Raw genomic sequence first — 17,702 nt, 5'->3', positions numbered from 1 at the left:
CCCGATCCGCACCCCGGGGCGGATCGGGCGGCGGGGCATGACTCCGGGGCCGAGCCCCGGCGGCCGGTGTCAGGGCCCGGGTGCGAGCGCCCCGGGAGCCCGCAGGCCCGCGACCCGCGCGAGCCGCCGGAAGGAGTCCTTGAGGCCCTCGCGGTCGTACGTGCTCGTGGTCACCAGGACCTCCTGGGCGCCGCTCTCCTTGAGCAGCGTCTCCAACTCGGCGGCGACCTGGTCCTCGGTGCCGTGGATGTGCCCGCGCAGCCCCGACTCGTAGAAGCCGCGCTCCTTCTCCGTCATCGCGCCCGTCGCCGCGCGCTCCTCGACGCTCTCCGCGGACGGCAGCGGCGGGAACGTGCCGTGCGTGCGGGAGTACGCCATCGACCAGGCCTCGGGTACGAGCAGACGGCGGGCCGCCTCCTCGGACTCCGCTACGGCGATGGTGCCCGAGATGACCACGTACGGCGCGTCCGACCAGGCGGAGGGCCGGAACGCGGCGCGATAGCGGTCGACGGCGGCGAGCATCTTCTCGCGGCTCCTGATGTCGCCGACGACCATCGGAAGCCCCGCCTCCGCGGCGATCCGGGCCCCCTCGCCGATGGCGAGGACGTACGGCGGGACGCGCATGCCCTCGGCCGGGCGCGCGTGCACCCCCGTGTCCGAGGTGCCGCGGAACCAGCCGAGCAGCTCGGTGAGGTGCTCCGCGAAGTCGTCCGCGTCGTGCTTGTCGCGGCCGAGCGCCCTGCGCACACCGTCCGTGAACCCCACCGAACGGCCGAGCCCCATGTCGATCCGCCCGGGGAAGAGCGCTTCAAGCACCCCGAACTGCTCGGCCACCACCAGCGGCTGATGGTTCGGCAGCATCACTCCGCCCGTGCCCACCCGGATGGTCCGCGTGGCCCCCGCGACCGCCGCCGCGAGCACCGTCGGCGCGGAACCGGCGACTCCGGGCACGCCGTGGTGCTCGGACACCCAGAAGCGGTGGTAGCCGAGCGCCTCCAGCTCCTGGGCGAGGGCGACGGTGTCCCGCAGGGGCTCCGCGCCGTCGTGTCCCTCACGGGTGCGGGAGCGGTCGAGGACGGAGAACCGGACGTTCCCGGCGCCGAGGGCCGATCCCCGCGGCACGTTGCTCTGCTGTTGCTCTCGCACGGGTGCTCCGGGGGACTTGTGGCCGGTGATTTCCTCTGCGGCTTCCATGATCCGCCAGGTGCGCGGGGCGGGCAAAGTGATTCTGATCTCCGGGGCGCCGGGGACCTCGTGGGCGTCCGGCTGCGGCACCCGTGCGCCCCGGAGCCCCTCACCAGGCGGGGTGGCCACCTTTTTGTGGGTACTTGGCGGTGTGCGGCAACGGGGTGATCCTGATGAAGGGCGGCCGCGGGGCCACCGGAGCCGGGTGAGGAGCGGGGTGATCGCGAGATGCGTCAGGAAGCCGACTGGACGTCGATGAGCTTCTGCAGGCGACGGTGGCCCCAGTCGGAGACGGGCCCCAACGCCTCGGAGAGTTCCCGGCCGAACGTCGTCAGGGAGTAGAAGGTCTTCAGTGGAAGCCCGTCATGGACCTCCCGGTGCACCAGCCCGTCGGTCTCCATCTCCCGCAGCGCCTGGGTCAGCACTTTCTCGGTGAGGCCCGGCAGCCGTCGCCGCAGCTCGCCGGGGCGGCGCGGGCCGGATTCCAACTGCCAGAGCAGGGTGGTCTTCCACTTCCCGTCGATCACCGCGATCGCGGCGGTCACCCCGCAGACATCCGGGTCCAGAGCACGGCTGCGCGTCATTTTCGTCCCCCTCAGCAGTCAGTACACGCTCATCAATCGGTACATGTTGTCGATCTATCTATATATCTATCCACGGAGTTGAGTCATGTCCGTACACACGGAACAGTCTGCCGTCACCGTCCTCGGACTGGGGCCGATGGGTCGAGCCCTGGCGGGCGCGTTCCTGGACGCCGGTCTGCGCACCACGGTCTGGAACCGGACGCCGGGCCGGGACCAGGAGTTGGTCGCGCGGGGCGCGGTCAGCGCCCCGTCGGTGGAGGAAGCGATCGCCGCGAGCGGACTGACGGTGGTCTGCGTCGTGAACTACGACGCGGTGGACACCATTCTGCGGCGCGAGGCCGTCACCGACGCGCTCAAGGGGCGCACGGTGGTCAACCTGACCGCGGACACACCGGACCGGGCCCGGGACACCGCGGCCTGGGCGGACCGGCACGGCGTGCGCTATCTGGACGGTGCGATCATGACGCCGACGGTGACCATCGGCACTCCTGCCGGGGTGTTCATCCACAGCGGCCCGAAGGACCTCTACGACGAGCACCAGCCCGTCCTTGAGGCGCTCGGCGGCACCCACACCCACCTCGGTGAGGACATCGGCCGGGCGGCGGCGTACGACATCGCGCTGCTCGACATCTTCTGGACCGCCATGGCGGGCTATGCCCACGCCGTGGCGGTGGCACGGGCGGAAGGGATCACCGCGCGTGAGCTGGCGCCGTTCGCCAAGGGAATCGGCGACATACTCCCGCCCATCTTCGAAGAGCTGTCGGTGGAGGTGGACAACGGAACGGCCTCCGCCGAGGGCAGCCCGCTCACCTCAGCCGCGTCGTCCATGGCTCATATCGTCCACACCTCCGAGGCCCATGGCATCGACGCGGGCGTGATGCGCGCGGCGGAAGGCCTGGCCCGCCGGGCCATCGGACAGGGCCACGGCGCTGAAGGGTTCATACGGGTCGCCGAACTGCTGGGCCGTCGCTGAGGAAGACGCCGCAGGCCCGCTGTCTCCTATCCGCCATGACGCCGCGGCTACGGAACTCGACGACCTGACCGACTGCCAGGAACTGATCCACTTTTCAGGCCGCGGCGAACGCCAGGACCGTGTTGTGTCCGCCGAAGCCCAGGGAGTGGCTGAGTGCCAGGCGTACGGGTTGCGCCCGGGCGGCCGTCGTCACGACGTCGATGCCGGTGGTGCTGTCGTCCGGTGCGGTGAAGTTGGCGGTCGGTGGCACCGTGCCGCTGACGATGCTCAGCACGGTGAGGGCGGCCTCGATGGCTCCCGCGGCCCCCATGGTGTGTCCCAGAACTCCCTTGGCGGATGTGACCGACGGCGGCCGGCGGGGATAGAGCTCCCGGATCACGGTGGCCTCCACGCTGTCGTTGAGGGGCGTGCTGGTTCCGTGGGCGTTGATGTGGTCGACGTCGTCCGGGCCGGCCCCCGTCTGCTCCAGGGCTGTGAGGGTCGCGGCTCGCAGCCCCGTCCCTTCGGGGTGCGGTGCCGTGGGGTGGTGGGAGTCGCTGGTGCTGCCGTGGCCCGCGATGAACGCCAGCGGACGGGTCGCGCGGGAAGCCGCGTGCCGCTCGCGCTCCAGGACGAGCATTCCGCAACCCTCGCCGAGGACGAATCCGTCTCGGTCCCTGTCGAAGGGGCGTGAGGCGCTGCCGGGATCGTGGCTCCGGGGGGACAGCGCGCCCATCTTGGCGAAGGCGGCGGCGCACAGGGGAGTGACCATGGCGTCGGTACCGCCCGCGAGGGCGATGTCGCAGGCCCCGGAGCTCAGGAGGAGGCCGGCGGTGATGAGGGCGGTGGCTCCCGAGGCACAGGCCGTGGAGGTCTGCAGGGAGGGGCCGGTGACGCCGAGTTCGAGGGCGAGATGGCCGGCGGTCATGTTCGGGAGGAAAGCGGGCAGCGTCATGGGCGAGACGACGCTGTGGCCGGTGGTGAGCAGCTTGCGGTGTTGGGTTTCGAGGGTGCCGATGCCGCCCGCCGCGGTGCCGACGACCACGGCCACGCGCGTGGGATCCCACGCGGCAGGGTCCAGGCGGGCGGCGACGAGCGCCTCTCGGGCGGCGGTCAACAGGAAGCGCATGCCGGGGTCGAAGCGCCAGAGCCGCCCCGGCCCGCGTTCCATGGGCGGTACGCGGCACGACATGGTCACCGGGCCGCCGCTCAGGGCGGGGTCGGCCTGGGCGGTGGGTCTGCCCGCGCACACGGTCTCCCAGGTGGGTCGGGCTCCCACCCCTGCGGGGGTCACCAGGCCGACACCGGTGACGGCGATTCTCTCGCTCCCTGGACGGCTTCGCGTCCGGATGCTCCCCGCACGGCTTCGCGTCCGGACGCTCACTGCACGGCCCCGCGTCCGGACGCCGGTTCGTCCAGGAGCGCGGTCACCGACCGGGCCACGTCGGCAACGGTGGGGTCGGCGACGGCGGCGGAGTCGTCGAGCGGGATCTTCCACTCCTCCTGGAGCGTGACGTACAGCTCCACCACGGCGAGGGAGTCCAGGTCCAGTTCGGCGAGGGTGACGTCGGGGCGGACGCGTTCGGCGTCGACCTCGAACTTGTCGCGGAGGAGGGTCACGAGGTGCTCGTAGACGGGGTCCATGGATGGCTCCTTGAGAGGTCGGGCGTGCACAGGGGCGCGGGGTCCAGGTCGGCGGGCGGTGCTTCGGACCGGGGCACGGCGGCGGGCCAGTTCAGCGCGACGGAGGCCCAGGTGAGCCCGCCGCCGAAGGCGGTGAGGAGTGACCGTTCGCCGGGGGCGACGGCTTGGTGGACGGCGGGATCGGCCAGGACCAGCGGGATGGAGGCGGCCGCGGTGTTGCCGAGTTCGTCGATGTTGCCGAACCGGTGCGCGGGGGCGATGCCGAGGCGGTCGCCGACGGAGTCGAGGATGCGCTGGTTGGCCTGGTGGCCGACGAAGGCCCGTACGGTGTCCGGCGCCCAGTCGGCTCGGCGGAGGACCGAGCCCGCGGACTGGGTCATCCGGCGGACCGCGTGGGCGTAGACCGCGCGGCCCCGCATGTGGAAGTAGCGCGCGCCCGGTTCGGGCGGCGGCAGACGCTGCGGGTGGCGGGATCCGCCGTACGGGACGGTGATGAGGTCGCTGCCGCTGCCGTCGGCTCCGAGGTCGACGGCCGTGACGGCTCCGGGGTCGTCCCGGGTGCCCGGACCAAGGAGCACGGCCCCTGCCCCGTCGCCGAAGATCGGCGCGGTCTCCCGGTCCGCGGGATCGACGATGCCGGTGTAGGTCTCAGCGGCGATCACCAGGACCGCGGTGCAGGTGTCGCTGCGGACGAGGGCGGTGGCCGTGGCCAGGGCGTACAGGAAGCCGGAGCAGACGGCCGAGATGTCGAAGGCCGGGATGTGGCCCAGTCCCAGCCGGTGGGCGACGGCCGGAGCAGTGGCGGGGCAGGGGTGGTCGGGTGTGCTGGTGGCCAGCAGGAGCATCTCGGGGCGGTGGCCTCCGGCGGAGGCGAGGGCCGCCCGCCCCGCGCCGACGGCCAGGTCGCCGGTGCTGGTTCCGGGGTCCGCGTGACGTCGGCGTGCGATGCCGGTGCGGTCGCGGATCCAGGCGTCGTCCGTGCGCAGAGCCCCACGTGCGACGACCGTGTCGTTGTCGACGACGCGCGGCGGGAGGCAGGATCCGATTCCGGTGATGACCGCGGTGGAGGGAGCCGGGCGCAAGGAGGACCTCTCGTACGTGTTCATGCGGCGGCGAACGGCGAGGGGGGCTTGGGATGGCCGGCCAGGCCGCCGTCGGGTACGGCCAGGCCGCCGTCGACGACGAGCGCGTGCCCGGTCACGAACGACGAGGCCGGGGAGGCGAGGAAGAGCGTGGCTCCGACCACCTCGTCCACGGTCGCCCAGCGGCCGAGCGGCACATGGCTGGTCAGCCAGTCCGACAGCGGGCCGGTCCCGCTGGCGAAGGCGGTCATGTCGGTGCGCGTCCAGCCAGGACACAGGGCGTTGACACGGACTCCCTGACGGGCCCAGCCGACCGCGAGGCTGCGGGCGAGGGAGAGCTGGGCCGCCTTGGTGGCGGCGTACGCCTCCATCATCGGGGTACCGACGAGTCCGGCGACGGAGGACATCAGGACCAGGCTGGCGCGGCCCGACTCGGCCAGGTGGGGGTGGGCGGCCCGGCACACCGCGGCCGTCGCGTTGAGGTTGACGGCGACGACGGTGTCCCAGTCCTGCTGACGGCTGTTCTGGAGCGGTGCCAGCAGAGGGCTTCCGTCCGCTGCCGTCGGGAGGGTGCCCGCGTTGTGGACGACGACGTCCAGGCCACCCAGTGCGGTGGCCGCCCCGTCGACGAGGTCGGCCGCGACGCCCGGCTCCGCGAAGTCCCCGGACAGGGCCACGGCCTTGCGGCCCCGGTCCTCCACCGCCCGTACGGTGCCTTCGAGGGCGGGCGGCGTCCGGGCGGTCACCGCCAGATCGCAGCCCGCGTCGGCCAGAGCCTCGGCGACGGCCTTGCCGATGCCCCGGGAGGCGCCTGTCACCAGCGCGCGGGCGCCGTCCAGGCGGAACAGGTCCATGGCGTTCATCGAGGGACTCCTTCGGATGCGGGCGCCGGTGCGGCGAAGGTCGCGGTCGTGGTGGATGCGGGTGCGGCGGCCGTCTCCGGGGTGCCGGCGCGGGCCCCGCTCCAGGTGAGGAGTGCGCTGCCCCAGGTCATGCCGGCGCCGAAGACGGCCAGCAGGACGCGGTCGCCGGACTGCAACTGCCCGCAGGCGGCGGCGCGGGCGAGCGCGTACGGCGTGCTCGCGGCACCGATGTTGCCGACCTCGTCGCCGACGACCACCAACCGGTCGGCGGGGATGCCGAGATCGGCGCCGATGCGCCTCAGCAGTACGGGGTTGGGCTGGTGGGCGACGACGCAGTCGATGTCCCGGATGCCCAGCCCACCGCGTTCCAGGGCGTCGGTGATCAGCCTGGGGAAGACGTCGGTGATGAACCGGCCGATGGTGCGGCCGTCCATGCGGATGCAGTGGTCGCCGCCGGCGAGCGTGGCCGCGCTCGCCGGAAGGCGGCTGCCGCCCGCCGGGATGAGGACCCGGTCGGCGAGGGCGCCGTCGGAGCCGAGGCTGAAGTGCGTGAACCCCTGGGAGTCGGCCACCGGTCCCAGGACGGCCGCCGCGGCGCCGTCGGCGAACAGGACGGCGGTGCCCCGGTCGGCCGGGTCGAGGAACTTCGAGTACGTCTCGACGCCCACCACGGCCGCGTACCGAATCTCCTCGGTGCCCCGCAGCCAGTCGTGCGCCACCTTGGCCGCGAAGAGCCAGCCCGAGCAGGCGGCGCTGACGTCGAGAGCGACGGCGCCGGAGGCACCCACCAGGGTCTGGATCCGGCAGGCGGTCGACGGTCCCAGTTCGTCGGGGGTCGAGGTGCCGCAGACCAGCAGTCCGATGTCGACGACGTCGATGCCGGCGGCGTCGGCCGCCGAACGGACGGCGTGCGCCGCCAGGTCCGAGGCCGCCTCATCCGGTCCGGCCACGTGGCGTTTGAGGACACCGGTGCGTTCGCCGATCCACTCCGCCGTCACGCCGGCGCCTTCGGCCACCTCGGCGTTGGTGCGTACCGTCGGCGGGAGATGGGTGCCCATGCCGAGGACGCCGATACTGCGCTCGCACGTCATCGCGTGCCTCCTCGGGTCCAGGTGAGCGTGGCCCGCAGCGCGGTGTCGTAGTCCGTGGCGGCCAGCGGGGAACACACCACGTCATCGGGATGGGCGAACGCCTCCGTCAGCAGTGGGAGATGGGGCCCGACCGCATCGCACAGCTCGTCGGCGACAGCGGACAGGGCCCGGATGTCCGCCGGCCGAAGCGTCTTGTGGGCGAGCAGTGAACCTGCCCAGCGACGCGCGGCCATGACGCCGTGCAGGGCCGCCAGCGGCCGAAGGGCCTGTGCCAGGTCGCGGTCGCGTACCCCGTCCAGCGTTCGGGTGACGTCCTCGGCCACGAGCGCGGTCGCGTAGACGTCGCCGAGGAGGCCGACGTCCTCAAGGAGCGGGTTCCAGGCGTCGAACGGGGTGCTCGGATCGGTGGCGCGCAACTGCTCCGACAGGCGTCGGGTCAGGCTGTCTTGATGCCGACGCACGGTCGCGGGCCACCAGTACGGGGACGCGGGTGGTCCTGACAGGGCTGCCCCTGGAACCTGTCCCCCCTCTTCGGCTTCTTCGGCTTCTTCGACCAGGGCGCGGCCGATGTCGTAGCAGATGAGCTGGCTGTCCCCGCCGGCCGCGTCGAAGGCGTGGTGGAAGCCGTGGTACGCGGCCAGGCCGTTCACATCGAGGTGCCCGGAGAAGCCGCAGCGGCTCTGGCAGTCGGCCGCGACCCGGGCGGCCAGTCGGACCGTGGCCGCCTTGTACGCGGCCAGGGGACGGCTGACGGCGGCCCACGGCGTGAACCCCATCGCCTCGACTTCGTCGCCGGCCGGGGCGGCAGGGGCCGTGAGGGACTCCGTCCACAGGGCACGCGCCCCGTCGGCGGCGCACGTCAGGGCGAACGCGTCGGCCAGCGCCCCCAGCACGGCGCGCTGCTGCGTCCGGTACGCGAGCAACGGGACGCCGGGCGCCAGCCTCCCCTGAGTGCGGCGCTGCCGCGCGTAGTTGACGGCCTGCACCGACGACTGGCGTGCGGTCGCGGCCGCGACCGCGGGCATGGTCGCCCACAGCCCCTGCCCCACACGCAGGGTGCGCTGCAGACGTCGCTCGTTCGACCCGGCCGGGTCGTGGAACGTGCCGTCGGCTCCGACGCTCGCGCCGTCGGCCAGCCAGTCGGCGTACGGGACCCGGACGTGATGAAAGCGCACCAGGACGTAGTCGAGGGGCAGCGCGCCCAGGCCGAGCGGCGAGGAGACCTCGACGCCGGGCCGCAGCCCGTCGTCGCCGGTCAGATCGACCACGAACGCGAAGGTCCCATGGTCGGTTCCGTCCGTGACCAGGCGCGCGAGCACCACGGCCGTCTGCGGTACGTCCAGGGTTCCGGCGCTGCCGAACTTGGCGGCCTGCGGGTCCGGCGTGTGCAGGACGAACGTGCCTGTGGCCCGGTCGAATTCCGCACGCGTCCGGGTGGCGAGGTGGCTGTTGGCCCGGCCGACCTCGGTGATCAGGTAGACGCCCTTGGCCTGGCCTGCCCGCAGCGCCTCCATCCGCGGCCCCAGGTGTTCCCCCTGGCCGTCGGCGAGTTGGGCCATGGACCCCAGACAGAGCAGGTGGTGGACCAGGGCCGCAAGGCACAGGGACGGGTCGGCGACGGCGGTCCAGGCGTGGACGGCGGTCAGCCGCGCCGGATGGTCGAGGAGACGGTCCGCCGTCGGCAGGGTTCCCCCCAGCAGGCGGAGCCGGTGCAGCAGGTGGCCGCCACCGCCGTCGCCTTTCGCGGCGTCGGGACCGCGGGCGGCGAGCGCCTTGTGCAGTGAGGAGAGGAAGGAGGAGTCGCAAGGACCGTGGAGCAGTCGTTGAATCTCGTCACGGGTGGCCACAGGCAGGGACGCGAGGGGCATCGCTGGTTCTCCAGGTCGGGGAGCGGGTGTCACCAGGGGAAGTCGGGTTCCGTGAGAGGCGCGTGGACGGGTGGTGCGGTGTCCGCGGACAGCACCCTGCGGGCGCTGGAGGCCAGGGCGTGCCCTGTTCCCGCTTCGAAGACGACGTCCGGAAGATGCCCGGCCGCCTGGCGCAGGACAGCGGGCACGACGGCAGGCCGTACCAGGCAGTCGGCAAGGCACCGCGCCAGGTCGTCGTCCGGACGGTAGCGGCGCCCGGCCACGGCGGAGTACACCGGGAAGCGGGCCTCGGACCAGGTGCGGGCGCGCAGCGACGTGGCGAACGCCTCGGCCTGGAGGACGAACGACGGGTGGTGGGAGGAGAACGGCAGGCGCAGCCGTGCGGTGGGCACGTCCGAGTCCGCGGCCGTCTTCTCGACACGGACCAGGTCCGGCACGGGGCCGGCCACCACCACCGACCGGTCGTCGTTGACCACGGCCACCACCGCGTCCGCCGCCCCCGCCCGCTCCAGCAGACGGCGGGCGGCGGGCTCCGAGCGGGACAGCAGGGTCAGTCCGCCGGGACAAGAGGCGAGCACGAGTGCGAGATCATGGGCCGCGTGTGCGCCGTCGTGGACGCTGAGGACTCCGGCGGCGGTCAGGGCGGCGATCTCGCCGAAGCTCACTCCGACGGCGGCCTTCGGGGCTCCATAAGCGGCGCACAGCGCCTCGTGGACCGCCACGGACGCGCCGAACAGGACGAGTTGAGCCACGCCGGTGGCCGCGTGCGCGAGCTCCCGGCCGTTGGGGGGATTCGGCCCGAGCAGCCACGGGCCGAGCGGCCGCACACCGCGCGCGACCGCGATGTCGTCGACCTCCTGGAAGACCTGACGGACGACGGAGAGCACGCCTTCGTCGGCGCGGGCAGCGCGTACCAGAGAGCTGACGGAGAAGTCCCCCTGCCCTGGGAACAGATGGACGGAACGCCGCCAGTCGGACGGACGCCCCGGTCTGAGCGCGGTGCTGGTGTACATCTCACCCTTCCGTTCGGACAGGTCAGCTCTGCACAAGGGGCGTACGGCTGCAACGCGTGCCTGCTCAGTGCGCACTGTGCGCGGCCGCCCATGGAGCCACACCCTGAGCCTGCACGACCGAAAGCGCTTCCAGTGGCTATGCGGGAGGCAAACCTGTTGAACACATGCGCGTGTTGAACACCGGTACTGACCAACGGCGAACCGGGACAGGAAGAGGAGCGTGCGATCGCCCCGTACACCGAACCAGGCCCTGCGGGTCCTCCTGGCCGAAGCCGGGTGGACCGGTGCCCACCTGGCGCGCCAGGTCAACTCGCTCGGCGCGGCCCAGGGAACCCCCCGTCACTACGACCGCACCGCGGTCGCCCACTGGCTGGCCGGCAGCCGCCCGCGCCCACCCGTGCCCGAACTCGTCGCGGAAGCCCTCTCCCGGCACCTCGGCAGAACCGTCCGAGTGGAGGACACTGGGCTGCTCGGCACCGGACCGTGGGACCACGGCGTCGGGGCACCGCCGGGTGAAGGGCGCGCCGTGGAACGCCTCGACCAGGTACTGCGCGACACGGGTCGGCGCAGCGTCGCACTCCTCGGCGCCTACTCGCTGGCGGCGCTGGCCGTCCCGCACGGAGCGCTGCCCTCGACAGGCCCGAGCACGTCCGCGGCCGCCCCGCCGACGCGCGTCGGCGGCGCGCACGTGGCCTCCGCCAGGGAACTGCTCTCCCTCTTCTCCCGAGCCGACGCCTCCTTCGGAGCCGGACCGATCCGCGAACCACTGCGCCTGTTCCTCTCGACGACGCTGCTTCCCTGGCTCAGGTGCGACATGAGGCCCGCCGTCCGACGCGAGTTGTTCACCGTGGCCGCCCAGCTCACCTACCTCTGCGCGTTCACCCACTTCGACATGAACCGCCATGCCGCCGCGCAACGCCTCTACCTCACCAGCATCGAACTCGCCCGCGAGGCGGGAGACCCGGTCGGACACGCGCTCGGTCTGCGCGGACTGAGCGTGCAGGCCCACGCGCTGGGGCACTTCGCCGAAGCCCAGCGCCTGGCCGAAGCCTCCGTTCGCACGGGCGCACGTCACGTCCCGCCGCACCAACAGGCGTTCCTCTTCGGGCAGTTGGCGGTCGCCGAGGTAGGGCTCGGTGGCACCCGTGCCACCCGCCTGCTGGCCGCGGCCGAACGGTGCCTGGAGAAGTCGTCGTCCAGCGCCTCACCTGTCGGGGCCTTCCACCACGGCTCCCTGGCCCTTCAGCATGCCGCCGTGGCCAGAAGCCTGGGTGACAACCGCGCGGCCACCCGGGCGCTCGACCTGTCACTGCGGTCCCGTCCGGCCGGTGAACGCCGGTCCGGTGCCCTCGGCCTCGCCGAACTGGCCGAGGTCCAGCTGGTGGCCGGCCACCTCGAGCAGGCGTGCCGGACCTGGCACGACTTCCTCGATGTACATCCCCATGTACGCAGTGCTCGCGCCGACGACCGGTTGCGTGCCCTGACAGCGGCGCTCCGGCCCAACGCCACGCACCCCGCTGCCGCGGCACTCCTGGCGCGATCACGCGAGATGCGCCGCGGCGTCAGTCGCGGCAGCGATAGCACGCACCGTCCCGGACGCGTTCCGTGAGAGATCCGGGCAGGGCCCCGCTCCGCTGTGCCACCACTGCCCCAGCAGGGTGAAATCGGAAACCAAGGTGGATATAAGTCGATTCCGGCCTGTTGGATGGTGGTCGCGGCCTCTCCTTCACTCACCCCCCTTCACCCACGTGTGTTCCTGCGACCCCCACCAGGAAGATGAACCGAAGCGTCCTCTCCGAAGTACTCCACTCCACCACCCCGCACATCGCCCAGGGCGCGCTCGTGGTGGCCAGAGCCTTCAAGCACCCCACGCGCGGCCTGGTCGACTGTCCGGCCCACCACCTGCTCGCCGCGCACGCCCGGCGAGCGGGCCTCACCGCCAACAGCCTCTCCTTACCGGACACCGACCTGTGGGACGCCCTCCCGGAGGCGCCGACCACGGTCTTCACCGTCTCCTACGAGACACCGGAAGGCGGGCATCGCGGCCTCGCCCTCGCCGCGCGCCGCGACGACCCCGCCGCGATCGCCTTCGCACGCCGACAGATCGAGTCCTGGAGAGCCGTACTGCGCACACGCCGGGTGCTGTACGTGGTCGCGCCGACGGCCGGGGGCGCTGCCGACAGCCCTCCAACGCCGGGTTCCACGGTTCCGTCGCAGACCATCGACGGTCCCCGCAGCCCGTGGCGGCCGTGCGGCTGCCCCGCCGACGTCTCGTGCCCCGCGGTCGTGAACGCGCAGCGCGCCGTGCGCCGGTTCCTGGGCCAGGGACACGAGGTGGTCGTCGTAGGGGTACCGGCCGTCGGCTCCGGGGAATGGGCGGCGCGGGCCCTCGGGGGAAGCGCCGTCCTGGTGCGGACCCCGCAGGAAGCGGAGTTCCTCGGCCTCGCCGACCCTGACCGCCTGGCATTCGTCGTCGCCCCCGGTGCCGTCGTGTCCGCGGTGACCGAGATCCTGCACGTGCTGCGCCGACGCTGGCCCCGCCTGCGCGGCCAGCACCCGCGGGAGTGGTGCTACACCATGGACGATCTGCACACGGTCGTCGCTTCGACTCTGGCCCAGTCCGACATGCTGCTGGTCGCGGGCCAGGCTTCCGCTCCCGCGGTCCGGACCGCGATCACACAGGCCGCCGCGGCCCGCGTACGGGTCCGCGACGTGGCCGAGCTGGCGAATCTGCGGCCCAGGGACATCGACGGTGCGACGATCACCTTGCTGGACGTGACGCCGGACGGGCGGAGCCGACGGGAGGTCGGCCAGGCCCTGGACGGTCTGGGACCGGCGAGCCACGTCCGCCGCGAGGCCCGCTCATACCCCGAGCCGTCCCACGACGCCGCCCGCCGGATCGCCGCGAGATGATCCACTCGCGGCCACAGCGGCCACAGCGGCCACAGCGGCCACGCGGGCTCCGCCATGAGCCGGTGGCAGGCGTCGACCAGCGGTGGACGTCGTGGTGGCGCCCCACCCGCTCCAGGCCCACGATGGTCACCGAGGTGTCCACATTCGCCCCGGACGCCGAAGGGTGGATCTCCCGCACCCGGCCGGGGAAGGCCTCCAGCAACGTCCGCAGCCGCGCGGCGAGTTCATGATCGGGCACGACGCTCCGCTCCACCCCGTTCTCCGTCAGGAACACATACGCCCGGCTGTCCGAGAAGAGCACGAGGCCCTCCGAGTCGGCCTTCCCGGCGAAGTGATGGATGCCGGTGGCCCACGAGGGCCGGAGCGCCAGCGCCCGCCAGACCATCTGCCCTGGTAGCCGACGGGGCCTCAAAGCCGGGCAGGCGCCGCACCGTTGAGCGGATCCCGTCCGCGCCGACCAGCAGTTCGGCCTGCCGGACCGTCCCGTCGGGCAACCGCACGCGGACGCGTTCCCCGTCCTGCTCCACCGCCGTGACCGTCAGCCCGTGGCGCACCACCACACCGCACCGCCCGGCCTCCGCGTACAGGAAGCGGTGCAGCAGCGGGCGCGCGATGCCGGCCATCGCCGGTCACCGCGCACCGATCAGACGTGGCAACGGGACCTCGCCCGCGGGCCCGCCGTCCACCTCCACCTGCGTGCAGACGCTCATGCCGTAGCCCTCGGCCAGGCACGCGTCCGCAAGGCCGAGATCGTCCAGCGCGCGCAGCGCGGGACCGGTCAGGCGCAACCCCCAGCCGGACATCGACTCCGACAGGCCGACCTCGGCGATCTCCAGCCGCCATCCCCTGCGTGCCAGGGCCGTGGCCGCTGTCAGCCCGGCCACGCCCGCACCCACGATCACGGCTGTCCGCGCACCGCGAGACCTGTCCATGTGCGCCTCCAGAGCGTCGATTTCCTGGAGACCGTAGGCGGCGGAGGGGTTCCGCCTCGCCCACATTCGGCGAGGCCCATCCGCTGTCGGCAATGAGTCACCCGGGGTCCGCAGGACAGGCCCTAAGGTGGTCCGGCCCCGGGCCTGAGGCAGCCCGCGTACGGCAGGATGCGCAAGCCTCCCGATGTGGCGCCCCCACCTTGGTGACGACGCTGGAAGCACAGCAAGTGACCAGCTCGTTCAAGGAGGCCGTCGTGATGCATCACGAGTTCCAGACCGCCCGGCAGGCCGAGATCCTGTCCCGCGCCGCGCGGCGCCGCCTGGCCCGCGAGGCCGAGGCGGCCGCGAAGGCGGCCCGTACCGCCGCCGACAGCGGCTCCGGCCCGGACAGCCGTACGCACTACGTCCGCACCGCGTGACGGAGCAAGGGCATCGCGGGACCGGGCACCCGGCCGCCGCGGCCCCCGCCGACGTCGAAACGGTCGCCCCGCCTCTCGCACGGCATGCGATGCTCAGCACCATGCAGAACAGGCACACCAGCCCCGTCTTCGTCGGCCGTGGCGCCGAGCTGACCGCCCTCGGCGAGGCCCTGTCCCGGGCGAACGCCGGGGAGCCCCGCGCCCTTTTCGTGGGCGGCGAGGCCGGGGTCGGCAAGACCCGGCTGATCCAGGAGTTCCTCGGCAGGGCCGCCGCGGACGGAGCCGTCGTCGCGCTCGGCGGCTGCGTGGAAACCGGCGCCGACGCCCTGCCGTACCACCCCGTCTCCGCCGCTCTGCGCTCCCTGCGCCGCCAGCTCGGCGCGGAGCTCGACGACGCCGTCGCCGGACAGGAGGGCGAGCTGGCCCGGCTGCTGCCCGAACTGGGGGAACCCTTGGCGGCGCCCGCGGGCCACCTGGAGACCGACGGCCGCGCCCGGCTCTTCGAACTCACCGTCCGCCTCCTCGAACGCCTCGCCGCTGACCGCACCCTCGTCCTCGTCCTGGAGGACCTGCACTGGGCCGACCGCTCCACCCGCGAACTGCTGAGCTATCTGCTGCGCGCCCTCACCGACAGCCGCATGCTCATCGTCGCCACGTACCGCACCGACGACCTGCACCGCCGCCACCCGCTGCGCCCCGCCCTCGCCGAGTACGAGCGGCTGCACACCGTCACCCGCCTCGAACTGCTCCGCTTCGACCGCGCCGAGGTCCGCCGCCAGCTCACCGCCATCCGCGGCGAGGCCCCGGCCGAGCAGGTCGTCGACCGGATCTTCGACCGCTCCGAGGGCAACGCCTTCTTCGTCGAGGAGCTGGCCTGCAGCATCCTCGAAGGCTCCCCGGGCGGCATCAGCGACTCCCTGCGGGACCTCTTGCTGGTCCGGGTCGAGGCGCTGCCGGACGAGGTGCAGCGCGTGGTGCGGATCGCCGCCGAGGGCGGCTCCGCGGTGGAGTTCCCGCTCCTCGCCACCGTCACGGGCCGCACCGAGGACGAGCTGATCGAGACCCTGCGCACCGCTGTCGGCGCCGCCGTCCTGCAGCCCTGCGACGAAGGTGAGTCCTTCCGCTTCCGGCACGCCCTGATGCGCGAGGCCGTGACCGGTGACCTGCTGCCCGGCGAGCGCTCCCGGCTGAGCCGCCGCTACGCCGAGGCGCTGGAGGCCGACCCCGCGCTCGTACGGTCCGAGGAGCGGGCCGGACGCCTCGCCGGGTACTGGTTCGGCGCCCGTGACCCGGCTCGGGCGCTGCCCGCCGTGATCGCCGCTGCGGCCGCCGCCCGGGGACGGCACGCGTTCGCCGAGCAGCACCAACTACTGGAGCGGGCGCTGGAGTTGTGGGACGACACTCCCGAGGATTTGCGCCGTCGGACGATGCGGAAGGGCGTCGAGGACGGCCTTGGCCTGGCCTTCTCCTCGGACGTCCCCGGAGACTTCGTGGACCTGCTCGCCGCGATCGCCGTCGCCGCGCGTCTCGCGGGGGAGCGGGAGCGGGCGCTGGCCCTCTGCAAGCGGGCGCTGCGCCAGCTGGAGGGTGCCCCTTCCGGGCGCTCTCGACCCCGCTCGGGCGAGGGGGACCCCATTCGGGCGGCCTGGTTCTGGACCGAGCGCCACCGGCTGATGCGCGCCCTTTCCCGCTCCGACGGCTGGGACGAGATCGCCCACGCCCAGGAGCTGGTGAAGGGTCTGCCGCCGTCGGTCGTACACGCCGAAGTGCTGATGAACGCGGCGTACTGGTACGCGGTGCACCAGCCGGGGCCGACGGCGCTCGACATCGCTCAACAGGCGGTGGAGCTCTGCCGGTTGACGGGCGCCGAGACCACGGGCCTCGCCGCGCAGCACACCCTGGCCTGGCTCATCATGGACACGGGCGACCTGGAGGCGGGGCTCGAACTGGCCCGCGACGTGTGCGCACGGGAGCTGGCGCCGGGCAACACGGACGTCGTGCTGCGCGGCTACGGCAACCTGTCCACGGCGCTGCACGGCATCGGCCGCTTCGGTGAGGCCGTCGAGGTCGCCGAGGAGGGCACGGCACTGGCCGAGCGGCACGGGCTGCCGGACATCGCCTCGTTCATCGACGGCAACCTCGCCGAGTCCCTCACCCAGCTCGGCCGGTGGGCCGATGCCGACGCGGTGCTCGCCCGGGCCCTCGGCCGCCGCGGAGTGAGCGCCCGCACCTGGGGACAGATCGCCGAGCAGCGGGCCGAACTGGCCCTGGCCCGGGGCGCGTACGACGACACCCTGCGCTTCATCGAGGAGTCCGGCGGCTGGACCACAGGACCCTACCCGGAGCCGCAGCACACCCTGACCGTCGCCCGCGTCACCATCGCCCTCGCGGCCGCCGACGGCCGGATCCTCGACGTCCGCTCCCTCCTCGAGACGGCGGTCGGCGATGCCATCCCGTCCGGCCACCAGCGCTACGGCTGGCCGCTCCTGTACGAGGCCGCGGCGGCGGAGGCGCGGGCCCGCGGGCAGGCGGTGGCCGAGCCGGGGCGCGAGGCGGCGGTGGCGCGGATCCGCGAGGCGATGCGGGGCCAGCCCGAGTTCGTACCGCTGTGGGCCGCGCAGGCCCTGATGATCAAGGCCGAGCTGCGCACGGCCGAGGGCGGCGATGCCACCGCCCTCTGGACGGAGGCCGTGGCCGCCACCGAGCAGCTACAGGCCCCGGTGCTCCTCGCCACCGCCCGGCTGCGGCTCGCGGAGGCCCTGATCACCCATGGCGGCAACGGGTCCCGGGAAGCGGCCGGTGAGCTGCTGCGGCAGGCCGAGGCGGTGGCGCGCGAGCTGGGCGCGGCGCCGCTGGAGGCGGAGATCGCCACGCTGGCCGGCCGCGCTCGGATCCCGCTGCGGCAGGCCGGCGGGGAGGCGGCCCCGCCCCCGGCGGCGGCGCTGGGGCTGACCGCCAGGGAGCGGGACGTGCTGCGGCTGGTCGCCGCCGGGCGGAGCAACCGGCTCATCGCGGAGGAGCTGTTCATCTCGCCGAAGACGGCGAGTGTGCACGTCTCCAACATCCTGGCCAAGCTGGGCGCGTCGGGCCGAGGGGAGGCCGCGGCCATCGCGCACCGGCTGGGGGTCTTCGACGAATGACCTTCCGTTCGCGCTC

Annotated in this window: 15 protein-coding genes and 1 pseudogene; 6 read left to right on the top strand and 10 right to left on the bottom strand. The window is 73.2% G+C overall.

Annotated elements, in window-relative coordinates:
* Positions 1-69 precede the first annotated feature (69 nt).
* Entirely contained in the window at positions 70-1,221 is a 1,152-nt protein-coding gene (locus ACZ6BG_RS31305; RefSeq protein WP_469007694.1) for an LLM class flavin-dependent oxidoreductase, read from the bottom strand.
* A 197-nt stretch (positions 1,222-1,418) separates the two neighbouring features.
* Positions 1,419-1,769 (bottom strand): winged helix-turn-helix transcriptional regulator, encoded by a 351-nt coding sequence (locus ACZ6BG_RS31300; RefSeq protein ID WP_469007598.1) that lies wholly within the window; start codon positions 1,767-1,769, stop codon positions 1,419-1,421.
* 85 nt (positions 1,770-1,854) lie between these two features.
* Between ACZ6BG_RS31300 and ACZ6BG_RS31295 the strand changes: the two genes are divergently transcribed.
* Positions 1,855-2,742: an NAD(P)-dependent oxidoreductase gene (locus ACZ6BG_RS31295; RefSeq protein ID WP_469007597.1), complete on the top strand. Its 888-nt coding sequence runs from the start codon at positions 1,855-1,857 to the stop codon at positions 2,740-2,742.
* Positions 2,743-2,836: 94 nt separating this feature from the next.
* On the opposite strand, the gene ACZ6BG_RS31290 is transcribed toward ACZ6BG_RS31295, so the two are convergent.
* From ACZ6BG_RS31290 to ACZ6BG_RS31260, 7 genes are read right to left on the bottom strand one after another with little or no spacing between them, the layout of a single operon-like run.
* Positions 2,837-4,072, bottom strand: a complete 1,236-nt coding sequence (locus ACZ6BG_RS31290) for a beta-ketoacyl-[acyl-carrier-protein] synthase family protein (protein ID WP_469007693.1) — start codon at positions 4,070-4,072, stop codon at positions 2,837-2,839.
* Positions 4,073-4,101: 29 nt separating this feature from the next.
* Positions 4,102-4,365, bottom strand: coding sequence for an acyl carrier protein (locus ACZ6BG_RS31285; protein WP_469007596.1), 264 nt, complete (start codon positions 4,363-4,365; stop codon positions 4,102-4,104).
* On the bottom strand, positions 4,338-5,471 hold the full coding sequence (locus tag ACZ6BG_RS31280) for a beta-ketoacyl-ACP synthase III (protein WP_469007595.1): 1,134 nt from the start codon (positions 5,469-5,471) through the stop codon (positions 4,338-4,340). Before ACZ6BG_RS31280 ends, ACZ6BG_RS31285 begins: the two co-directional genes overlap by 28 nt.
* Entirely contained in the window at positions 5,468-6,310 is an 843-nt protein-coding gene (locus tag ACZ6BG_RS31275) for an SDR family NAD(P)-dependent oxidoreductase (RefSeq protein WP_469007594.1), read from the bottom strand. The genes ACZ6BG_RS31280 and ACZ6BG_RS31275 overlap by 4 nt, the downstream gene beginning before the upstream one ends.
* On the bottom strand, positions 6,307-7,401 hold the full coding sequence (locus ACZ6BG_RS31270) for a 3-oxoacyl-ACP synthase III family protein (protein ID WP_469007593.1): 1,095 nt from the start codon (positions 7,399-7,401) through the stop codon (positions 6,307-6,309). Before ACZ6BG_RS31270 ends, ACZ6BG_RS31275 begins: the two co-directional genes overlap by 4 nt.
* A complete protein-coding gene (locus ACZ6BG_RS31265; protein WP_469007592.1) occupies positions 7,398-9,269 on the bottom strand; it encodes an acyl-CoA dehydrogenase in 1,872 nt (623 codons plus the stop codon). The genes ACZ6BG_RS31270 and ACZ6BG_RS31265 overlap by 4 nt, the downstream gene beginning before the upstream one ends.
* A gap of 29 nt (positions 9,270-9,298) precedes the next feature.
* The gene (locus tag ACZ6BG_RS31260; RefSeq protein ID WP_469007591.1) at positions 9,299-10,282 is read right to left on the bottom strand and encodes an acyltransferase domain-containing protein; all 984 of its coding nucleotides are present in this window, start codon (positions 10,280-10,282) and stop codon (positions 9,299-9,301) included.
* 220 nt (positions 10,283-10,502) lie between these two features.
* On the opposite strand from ACZ6BG_RS31260, the gene ACZ6BG_RS31255 reads away from it, so the two are divergent.
* The 3 genes from ACZ6BG_RS31255 to ACZ6BG_RS31245 all read left to right on the top strand — a co-directional run bounded on the left by ACZ6BG_RS31255 (position 10,503) and on the right by ACZ6BG_RS31245 (position 13,425).
* Positions 10,503-11,891 (top strand): hypothetical protein, encoded by a 1,389-nt coding sequence (locus tag ACZ6BG_RS31255; protein ID WP_469007590.1) that lies wholly within the window; start codon positions 10,503-10,505, stop codon positions 11,889-11,891.
* Positions 11,892-12,058: 167 nt separating this feature from the next.
* Positions 12,059-13,195: a 4-hydroxy-3-methylbut-2-enyl diphosphate reductase gene (locus ACZ6BG_RS31250; RefSeq protein ID WP_469007588.1), complete on the top strand. Its 1,137-nt coding sequence runs from the start codon at positions 12,059-12,061 to the stop codon at positions 13,193-13,195.
* 62 nt (positions 13,196-13,257) lie between these two features.
* Positions 13,258-13,425, top strand: a complete 168-nt coding sequence (locus ACZ6BG_RS31245) for a hypothetical protein (RefSeq protein WP_469007587.1) — start codon at positions 13,258-13,260, stop codon at positions 13,423-13,425.
* Here the strand turns inward: ACZ6BG_RS31245 and ACZ6BG_RS31240 are convergent.
* Positions 13,420-14,127 (bottom strand): annotated as a pseudogene (locus tag ACZ6BG_RS31240) (FAD-dependent monooxygenase). The gene ACZ6BG_RS31245 and the pseudogene ACZ6BG_RS31240 sit on opposite strands and share 6 nt — an antisense overlap.
* A gap of 254 nt (positions 14,128-14,381) precedes the next feature.
* On the opposite strand from ACZ6BG_RS31240, the gene ACZ6BG_RS31235 reads away from it, so the two are divergent.
* Both ACZ6BG_RS31235 and ACZ6BG_RS31230 read left to right on the top strand, forming a co-directional pair.
* A complete protein-coding gene (locus ACZ6BG_RS31235; protein ID WP_469007585.1) occupies positions 14,382-14,546 on the top strand; it encodes a hypothetical protein in 165 nt (54 codons plus the stop codon).
* Between the two features lie 101 nt (positions 14,547-14,647).
* Entirely contained in the window at positions 14,648-17,686 is a 3,039-nt protein-coding gene (locus ACZ6BG_RS31230; protein ID WP_469007584.1) for a helix-turn-helix transcriptional regulator, read from the top strand.
* Positions 17,687-17,702 lie beyond the last annotated feature (16 nt).

The organism is Streptomyces sp. NPDC041205, from assembly GCF_055591765.1.
The sequence above is the reverse complement of the archived record's forward strand: the minus strand, read 5'-3'. Positions and strand labels throughout refer to the sequence as shown.